Origin of the sequence: Cupriavidus sp. a3 (assembly GCF_051015765.1) — a bacterium.
Taxonomy (GTDB): domain Bacteria; phylum Pseudomonadota; class Gammaproteobacteria; order Burkholderiales; family Burkholderiaceae; genus Cupriavidus; species Cupriavidus oxalaticus_A.
Window position 1 is genome coordinate 4,579,271 of the sequence record NZ_CP170643.1, and the last position, 7,305, is coordinate 4,586,575.

Consider the following 7,305-nt stretch of genomic DNA (forward strand, 5'->3'; position numbering starts at 1 on the left):
GGCTCACCCCTCAACGAAGATTGTGACGTCTTCCGCCTGCGCGTCAGCTGCCAATAGGTGCGTTCTGCCTTCAACGTCAGTTACGCCAAACTCAGCGTTACCACTGGCTCGACGTATCGCATATTCAGTGCTGGCAAGCGGCTGCGCTGTCTTGCTATCCAACAGCACATAGCGATCGTCGAAGCCGACTGTCGAGTCTGTGCCTGTGTCCGTGTCGCACCGTGGACTACCTGCTCCGACGTAGGCAGACCCTATGCCTCTTGGATACTCGACATTGGCGAATCCGCTAGTTGATGAAATAAGGAGGGCGCCACATGCGGTACGCATCCCATGAAGCGCCACGGAGTAATTGTGTGCGGTGAATCCGGAGTCGCCCTCGATAATCGGGAAGGCGCCCTTGCACTTCGGGCAAAACACCATATGCCCTACGCCAGCCACGGGCACGCCGTGCACCAGAAAGTTGGGAATGCCTTCCAGAACGGTCCCGCCGTGCGTCGTGCCATCGCCCTTGCAAACAATGCCCTTCATCATGGAGTCCTCTCCCTTAAAAGGTGGAACTCCCTTATAGCCGCGTGCAGTAACGGCATAAATCAGACTTTTCCGGCTTTTTGGAAGGGTAGTCGCCATATGTAGCGACGAGACTTCTGCTTGAACACGGCATCCGAAGAAGTCCTCCAAGCGGGAGATTCCTCACAGCCATCTGCCAACGCCAACCCAGATCCGTTGCCCGATGCTCTTGACTGCATCGACGGCTTCGCGGAAGAGCCCCTTTGCCGTAGCGCGGACCCTGGTCACGACGGCCCCTCCCGCAGAGGCGATCGTCGTCGGCAGGCGCTGCACGCGGATCGGCTTGCCCGCAGGCTCGAGCTGGCAAATTTGAAAATTGGCGATATTTGCGAGTCCCAGGACACAACTCAAATTCCTTCCCCGCGCCTTTCGCTATAGATAGCGGGGCAAACATTTGATAACCAGGGAGACGCGCATTGCATACTATCCCTCGCGGTGTCCGCTCTTGCGGGCATGTCCTCCACACTTCCCAGTACCTGTACGTCCTCGTTCAGAACCAGCCGGCGAAAGACCAGCCCAACTGCTGCCGCGTCTCCTGGGAATACCTAGATACCGATCAGCCTGCCAAGGGGCCACTATGCACCGGACACAAAGGGATACCTGCGAAGCTGATAGTGGCGATTTTTGCTGGCTTGGCGCTCGCTCCCCAGGCCTTCGCCCAAGTGCCGTCGCCGGTTTTTGACAGCTGCGTATTGATGGAAAGCTACAAGGCTGGCACATACCAGGAGCTTGGTGGCGAGGCCACCATCAGCGACGACGAGATACGCGGGTATTCGGTCCTGAGCTATCAGCATAAAGGAATCAGCTACGGGTATGCATCCAGCGCCAGAAGCCAAGGGGATCTGCTTATAGTTGGCTCACAAAGGATGTCAATCCTCAAAGCCAAGCGAGTGGGGAAAGAGAGTCCAGAGAGAATCGATCCAACTCAGGCGGTCTACGGGATCGTGCGCTACAAAGCGCGAGCCTACTATTGCGTGGCATCCAATTTTGAAGGGTTGGGGCGAAGCGGCTCGCTTCAAAACATACGAGCTGCCTACATTGCTCCCCTCACTGGTTCCAGCAAGGCGCCAAAGATGAGTGGGCTCTACTATTCTGTGCGGGATATCCGCAAGATCCCGAGATAGCCAAGCGGGCAGATAAGCGGCCTTGCCCGCTTGGTCATTCATCGCTGGGCCCATTGGCCGCCCACCATACCGCGAGCAGGCCCGTCACCATCAACGCCTCGGCATACCGCCTGCGTTGCCAAGGTCTGCGCGCATGCTTGGCAGCAACCATTGCCCGCGATAGTATTGCCTTCGCCATCTCTGGCAACTCCAGACAAAACGAATAAAAACCAGGCGCCCGGCCCGGGGCCGGCGTGGCGGCAACCACCGCAGCGCCGGCATGGCCGATCGCCATTACAGGCGGAAAGGTCTGCGTGATCGAACAAATCGTCATCGTCGGCTTCGGCTGCATCGGCCAGGCTGTGCTGCCGCTGCTGGAGAGAACCTGGCCAAAGGCGGCGATAACCGTGGTCGACCGCGTGCTCGACCACACGCGCATGCAACTCGTAGCCAGACACGGCCTGCATGCCGTCGAGGCCAACATCACCGCCGGCAACCATGAAACGGTACTCGGCCCGCTACTGAGCCCCGGCACCTTCGTGCTGAACCTCGCCCCGTCCGTCTGCAGCCGCGACCTAATCGCACTGACGCAGGCACACGGCGCCTTGTACGTCGACGCCGGCATCGAACCATGGGACTACGAAGCCGACCCGCAAGCCTCGCACCTGAGCAACTACGCACTGCGCGATGAGATGCTCGCCTTCGCCCGCGGCCGCGAATCCCTGCCGACCGCATTGATCGCGCATGGCGCCAATCCCGGGCTGGTGTCCGTGCTGGTCAAGGCCGCGCTGATGGCGCTGGCCGGCAACGCGGGATTGCAGTTGCCCGAGCCTGAAGACCGCGCCGACTGGGCCGCACTCGCGCGCGCCCTCGACGTGCGTGTCATCCAGGTCGCCGAGTACGACAGCCAGCAAGCTCCCGGCTAACCGCGCGACGGCGAATTCGCCAACACCTGGTCCGCCGAAGGCTTCATCACCGAATGCCTGCAGGACGCCGAACTCGGCTGGGGCACGCATGAGCCCACGCTGCCGCCCGACGGCTATCGCCACGGCTACGGCAGCGGCGCGGGCATCGCGCTGAACCGGCCCGGGCACCGCACGCGCGTGCGGTCGTGGTCGCCGCAGCATGGCCCCTTCGACGCGTACCTGATCACGCACAACGAATCGATCTCGATCGCCGAGTACCTGACCCTGACTGGCAACACCACCACCGGCCAGCCGCCATACCGCCCCACCGTCTACTACGCCTATCGCCCCACCAGCGCCACGCAGGTGTCGATGCAATGGCTGGACGACCGTGCCGCACCGCGTGTGCGCAGCGAACGCATCCTGCGCGACGAGATCCAGTGCGGCGAAGACGAACTCGGCGTGCTGCTGATGAGCGGCCGGCACGGCGCGGTCTGGTACGGCTCGCGCCTGTCCGTGCAGCGCGCGCGCTCGTTGGCGCCGTACAACACCGCCACCAGCCTGCAGGTGGCATCGAGCCTGGTCGCCGGCATGCAGTGGATGCTGGCCAACCCCGCGCGCGGCGTGGTGGAATCCGACGCGCTCGACTTCCGTCCCGTGCTGGCCGATGCCGCGCACTGGTGGGCACCGCTCAGCGTGCATTTCACCGACTGGCTGCCGCGGCCGGGCGCCACGTCGCTCGCCTTCACCGACTTCCTGCTCGACGACGCCACCGCGCAACCCGTCGCCTGCCAACCCGCAACGTCTCCGACAATGGCCTGCTGATGCAACGCATCCCCCAGACCCCGCGCCGCAACTGGCCGCGCGAACTCGAGAAGGTCGGCTTCCACTTCCATTCACTGGACGAGTTCAACGTCCCGCGCGAAGTCGATGACAACACCTTCTTCTACTGGCGCGAAGATGCCGCCTACGCCTTCAGCAAGCACGAGATCGAAACGCTGTACGCCGCCGCGTACGAACTCAACCAGCGCTGCCTGGAAGCCGTGCAGCACGTGATCGACCACGACCTGTTCGCGCGCCTGGCCATCCCGCAGGACTTCGCGCAACTGATCCGCACCTCCTGGGACCGCGACGAGCCCACGCTGTTCGGCCGCTTCGACATGACGCTGGACGAGCACGGCGTGCCGAAGCTGTACGAGTTCAACGCCGACACCCCCACCTCGCTGATCGAATCCGCCGTGGCGCAGTGGTACTGGAAAGACACCGTGCAGCCGCAGGCCGACCAGTTCAACAGCCTGCACGAGGCGCTGGTGGCGCGCTGGCAATGGCTGCGCCAGCACTACCGCAACGCCAGCGTGCTGCACTTTGCGTGCATGTTCGACAGCCAGGAAGACATCTGCAACACCGAGTACCTGATGGACACCGCGCTGCAAGCCGGCTGGTCCGTCAAGCTGGTCGACCTGCAAGACATCGGCACCGACGGCCGCGGCGGCTTCTATGACGCCGACGACGTGCCGATGGAAGTCGTCTTCAAGCTCTACCCGTGGGAATGGATGGCCACCTCCGACTACCGCGACCAGCTCGCGCACAGCCCCGTGCGCTGGGTCGAGCCGCCGTGGAAGGCCGTGCTGTCCAACAAGGCCATCCTGCCGATCCTGTGGGAGCTGTTCCCGGGACACCCCAACCTGCTCGAAGCCAGCTTCGACCCCGGCCGCTTCGCCGGCCAGCCGCACGCCAAAAAGCCCTTCCTGTCGCGCGAAGGCGAGAGCGTGACCCTGCTCACCCCGGAAGGCCACGTCCACAACCCCGGCGAGTATGGCGAGGAAGGCTTCATCTACCAGGCCTACGCGCCGGCGCGGCGCTTTGACGGCCGCTACACCACGCTGGGCGTCTGGATCGTCGACGACGTGCCCAGCGGCCTGTGCGTGCGCGAGGAATCCGGGCCCATCGCCAGGAACACCAGTTTCTTCGTTCCACACTACTTCACGAACGCGTAAGCACATGGCCAAGAAGAAGCCGGGCAGCCAACGGCCGTCGAAGTACGACAGCCCCTACAGCCCCAGGCCCAGCCGCTCCGCCAAGGTGTCATGGCAGGCGCAGGCCTACAACGCCCAGCCGAAGAAGTCGCCCACGCTGTGGGTCATCGGCGCCTGCGCCGTGGTCGCCGGCGTAGCGGCACTCGGCTCCTGCAGCGACGACGCCGACGACGATCCCGGCGTGACCGTCCGCCGCGCCAGCTACGCCACGCTGCAAGACTGCGAAGCCGACTGGAACACGCCCAACGACTGCGAGAGCGTGCCGGCCGACGACACGCGCAACCTCTACAGCTCCAGCCTGGCCGACGCCGCCAGCAGCCCGGGCGCCAACGGCAGTTCAGGCAGCGGTCATGGCAGCACCGCCTACTACGCGCGCTGGTACGGCCCGTACTACACCGCCAGCGGCACCGTCTATCACCCCGACGGCTCGCAGACCCAGCGCGACATGTCCGCCGGCCCGCTGCGGCCGATGACTGCCTACGACAGCAACGGCATGCGCACGCAGCAGCAATGGGCGCCATCCACGCCGAACGCCGCGATGGTGGAAGAAGCCACCGTGCGCCGTAGCTCGCTCGGCCGCGGGCAATCCATGGGGCTGTCCATGCGCACCGCCGCCGTGTCGCGCGCGCCGGTGGTGTCGCGTGGCGGCTTTGCCAGCCGCTTTGGCAGCTCCGGGCGGTCTGGTGGCGGTTGAGTGTTGCTGCGCTTTCGCTGTGTCTTATTTCCTTCCCTGATCCACTGACAACGAGTCGAACCTATGGTCAATGCCATGCATCCGGCGCTTGCCTACCTGATCTATATCGTCACCAGCTTTGGCTTGCTGGGGTTGTTCCTGCTGGTCTATACGCGGGTGACGCCGCATCGGGAATTCCAGCTGATTCGCGAGGGGAACGTAGCGGCGGCGTTGTCGCTGGGCGGGGCGGCGCTGGGGTTCTCGCTGACGTTGTCGTCGAGCATTCAGCATAACGCTACGTTTGGGATGTTCTTGTTGTGGGCGTTTGGGGCGTTTGCTGTGCAGGTGGTGGCATACCTGGTGGCGGCGCGGGCGTTGGGGGGTGTCAGTGAGGCGATCTCCAATGACAACCGGGGGGTTGGGGCGGTGATGGGGGTGATTTCGTTGTCGGTGGGGGTGGTGAATGCGGCGTGTCTTAGCTGAGGTGGTGGAGGCAGGGCCGGCGGTGAAACGCAGCAGGCATTGTGTGCGCATTGGGCTGGCGCTGGTTGGTGCTGTGCTGCTTGGGGATGCTGTTGGGCTGATGGCGATGGGGTTGTTCAGCCTCGGCATTACGTTGCCGGGGGGTATTGGTATTGCCTTTCTGTTGCTCGCGTTGTGTTGGGATGGCGTGGCGCGGTGGCGGAAGGCCGATCGGTGGCGGGAGTTGCTTTGGCGTGCGGGGTGGGTTGCGTTTGCGGTGTGGCTGGTGACTGTCGGGGTGTTCTTTTATGGCATCCGCAGTGGCATGGGCGTGTCCGTGCCGACGGGGACGTCGGTGAAGGCGATTGTCATTCTTGGGTCTGGTACGCCTAACTGTGAGGCGTCGCCGACGTTGATTGCGCGGTTGGATCAGGGGTTGGTGCAGGCGCAGCGGTGGCCGGGGGCCAAGGTTGTTGTGAGTGGTGGGCAGGACTTTGGGCTGCGGTGTGTTGAGGCGGACATCATGGCTGACTACCTCATTGCGCGTGGGATAGCGGCTGACAAGGTGATTCGCGAAGGACGCAGTACCAGTACTGAGGAGAATCTGGTGCTCAGCCGGCGGTTGCTGGAGGGGCAGGGCGTTGATGCTGCGGGTGCGATTGTGGTGGTGACCAGCGATTTCCACGTGCGGCGGGCGGTGGGGATTGCGCGGAAGGCTGGGTTCAGCGAAGCATTCGGCGTCGGGGCCGAGACGCCTTTGTACCTTCGATTCAATGCGTGGTTGCGGGAGTACTTCGCGGCGATCAGTAGTTGGGTGTTGAGGGAGTACTGAGGCTTCAGCTTGCGGCACTTCGCAGTGTCAGAAGCAGAACGGCGCGAGACCAGGGGCTCGCGCCATTTTGCATTCAGACCCGCGTTGCGCGGGCCTGTGGCCCGTCAGACAAGCGCCTGGAGGCGGTCGGCGCTTTGGTCAATCTGCCGTTTGAGCGGTGACAGTAGGGCGTGGAGGCCAATGCTATCGGGGATATCTCCGGCCTGCAGGTCCAGCAAGGTCAGCACGGATTGAAGGCCGGCGCTGACGCGCAGGAGGTCGTCGCTGGCTTCGAGGATGTGGTCCTCGAGGGTGATGGCTTTGCTGGGTTGCGGTGGGATGGCTTTGGCGCGGCGGCGGAACTGGGCGCGGTCGGCTTTGGCTAGGTTTTCGGCTAGTTGGGCTTGTTTTTGGGCGAGGGTGGGCTCTTGGGGAGCTGGGGTGGTGCTAGTCATTGCGACCTCCGGTACGGACCTATCCGGAATTTTGTGTACGAGGCATATCATGAGAGGTAATGACCATGGATATGCCGATGAAGAAGAAACGTCCCAGTTCCTTCGCCAGCGCTTCCACGGCGGCGTGGGTGGCGTCGCTGGTCTGCAGGCCGCGGATCAGTTCGACCAGGGCCATCACCGGCACCGGGTTGAAGAAGTGCATGCCGATAAAGCGGCCGGCGCGCGAGGTCACCGCGGCCAGCTTGGTGATCGAGATCGACGAGGTGTTGGACGCGATGATCACGTTCTCGCCG

10 protein-coding genes and 1 pseudogene are annotated in these 7,305 nt (G+C 63.6%); 7 read left to right on the plus strand and 4 right to left on the minus strand.

What is annotated here, in order from left to right:
- Positions 1-3: 3 nt before the first annotated feature.
- Positions 4-531 (minus strand): PAAR domain-containing protein, encoded by a 528-nt coding sequence (locus ACAD63_RS21860; protein ID WP_218959519.1) that lies wholly within the window; start codon positions 529-531, stop codon positions 4-6.
- Positions 532-1,181: 650 nt separating this feature from the next.
- Here ACAD63_RS21860 and ACAD63_RS21865 point away from each other — a divergent pair.
- Positions 1,182-1,691, plus strand: a complete 510-nt coding sequence (locus ACAD63_RS21865; protein ID WP_434033258.1) for a hypothetical protein — start codon at positions 1,182-1,184, stop codon at positions 1,689-1,691.
- Between the two features lie 34 nt (positions 1,692-1,725).
- Here ACAD63_RS21865 and ACAD63_RS21870 read toward each other — a convergent pair whose 3' ends face one another.
- Positions 1,726-2,004: a hypothetical protein gene (locus tag ACAD63_RS21870; RefSeq protein ID WP_434033259.1), complete on the minus strand. Its 279-nt coding sequence runs from the start codon at positions 2,002-2,004 to the stop codon at positions 1,726-1,728.
- Between ACAD63_RS21870 and ACAD63_RS21875 the strand changes: the two genes are divergently transcribed.
- The 6 genes from ACAD63_RS21875 (at position 1,985) to ACAD63_RS21900 (ending at position 6,578) form a co-directional block, all read left to right on the plus strand.
- Positions 1,985-2,596 (plus strand): saccharopine dehydrogenase NADP-binding domain-containing protein, encoded by a 612-nt coding sequence (locus ACAD63_RS21875; RefSeq protein WP_434033260.1) that lies wholly within the window; start codon positions 1,985-1,987, stop codon positions 2,594-2,596. The genes ACAD63_RS21870 and ACAD63_RS21875 overlap by 20 nt on opposite strands.
- Positions 2,597-2,653: 57 nt before the next feature.
- Entirely contained in the window at positions 2,654-3,400 is a 747-nt protein-coding gene (locus tag ACAD63_RS21880; RefSeq protein WP_434034037.1) for a saccharopine dehydrogenase C-terminal domain-containing protein, read from the plus strand.
- Complete coding sequence (locus tag ACAD63_RS21885; RefSeq protein WP_434033261.1) at positions 3,400-4,572, plus strand: glutathionylspermidine synthase family protein; 1,173 nt, start codon at positions 3,400-3,402, stop codon at positions 4,570-4,572. The genes ACAD63_RS21880 and ACAD63_RS21885 overlap by 1 nt, the downstream gene beginning before the upstream one ends.
- 4 nt (positions 4,573-4,576) lie before the next feature.
- Positions 4,577-5,305, plus strand: coding sequence for a hypothetical protein (locus tag ACAD63_RS21890; RefSeq protein ID WP_434033262.1), 729 nt, complete (start codon positions 4,577-4,579; stop codon positions 5,303-5,305).
- Positions 5,306-5,368: 63 nt separating this feature from the next.
- Complete coding sequence (locus ACAD63_RS21895; protein WP_116322302.1) at positions 5,369-5,767, plus strand: DUF350 domain-containing protein; 399 nt, start codon at positions 5,369-5,371, stop codon at positions 5,765-5,767.
- Between the two features lie 43 nt (positions 5,768-5,810).
- Positions 5,811-6,578: an ElyC/SanA/YdcF family protein gene (locus ACAD63_RS21900; protein ID WP_434033263.1), complete on the plus strand. Its 768-nt coding sequence runs from the start codon at positions 5,811-5,813 to the stop codon at positions 6,576-6,578.
- 104 nt (positions 6,579-6,682) lie between these two features.
- Here ACAD63_RS21900 and ACAD63_RS21905 read toward each other — a convergent pair whose 3' ends face one another.
- Both ACAD63_RS21905 and ACAD63_RS21910 read right to left on the minus strand, forming a co-directional pair.
- On the minus strand, positions 6,683-7,012 hold the full coding sequence (locus tag ACAD63_RS21905; protein WP_434033264.1) for a DUF1484 family protein: 330 nt from the start codon (positions 7,010-7,012) through the stop codon (positions 6,683-6,685).
- An 88-nt stretch (positions 7,013-7,100) separates the two neighbouring features.
- A pseudogene (locus tag ACAD63_RS21910) lies at positions 7,101-7,295 on the minus strand (3-hydroxyacyl-CoA dehydrogenase NAD-binding domain-containing protein); the annotation flags it as partial.
- Positions 7,296-7,305: the final 10 nt, after the last annotated feature.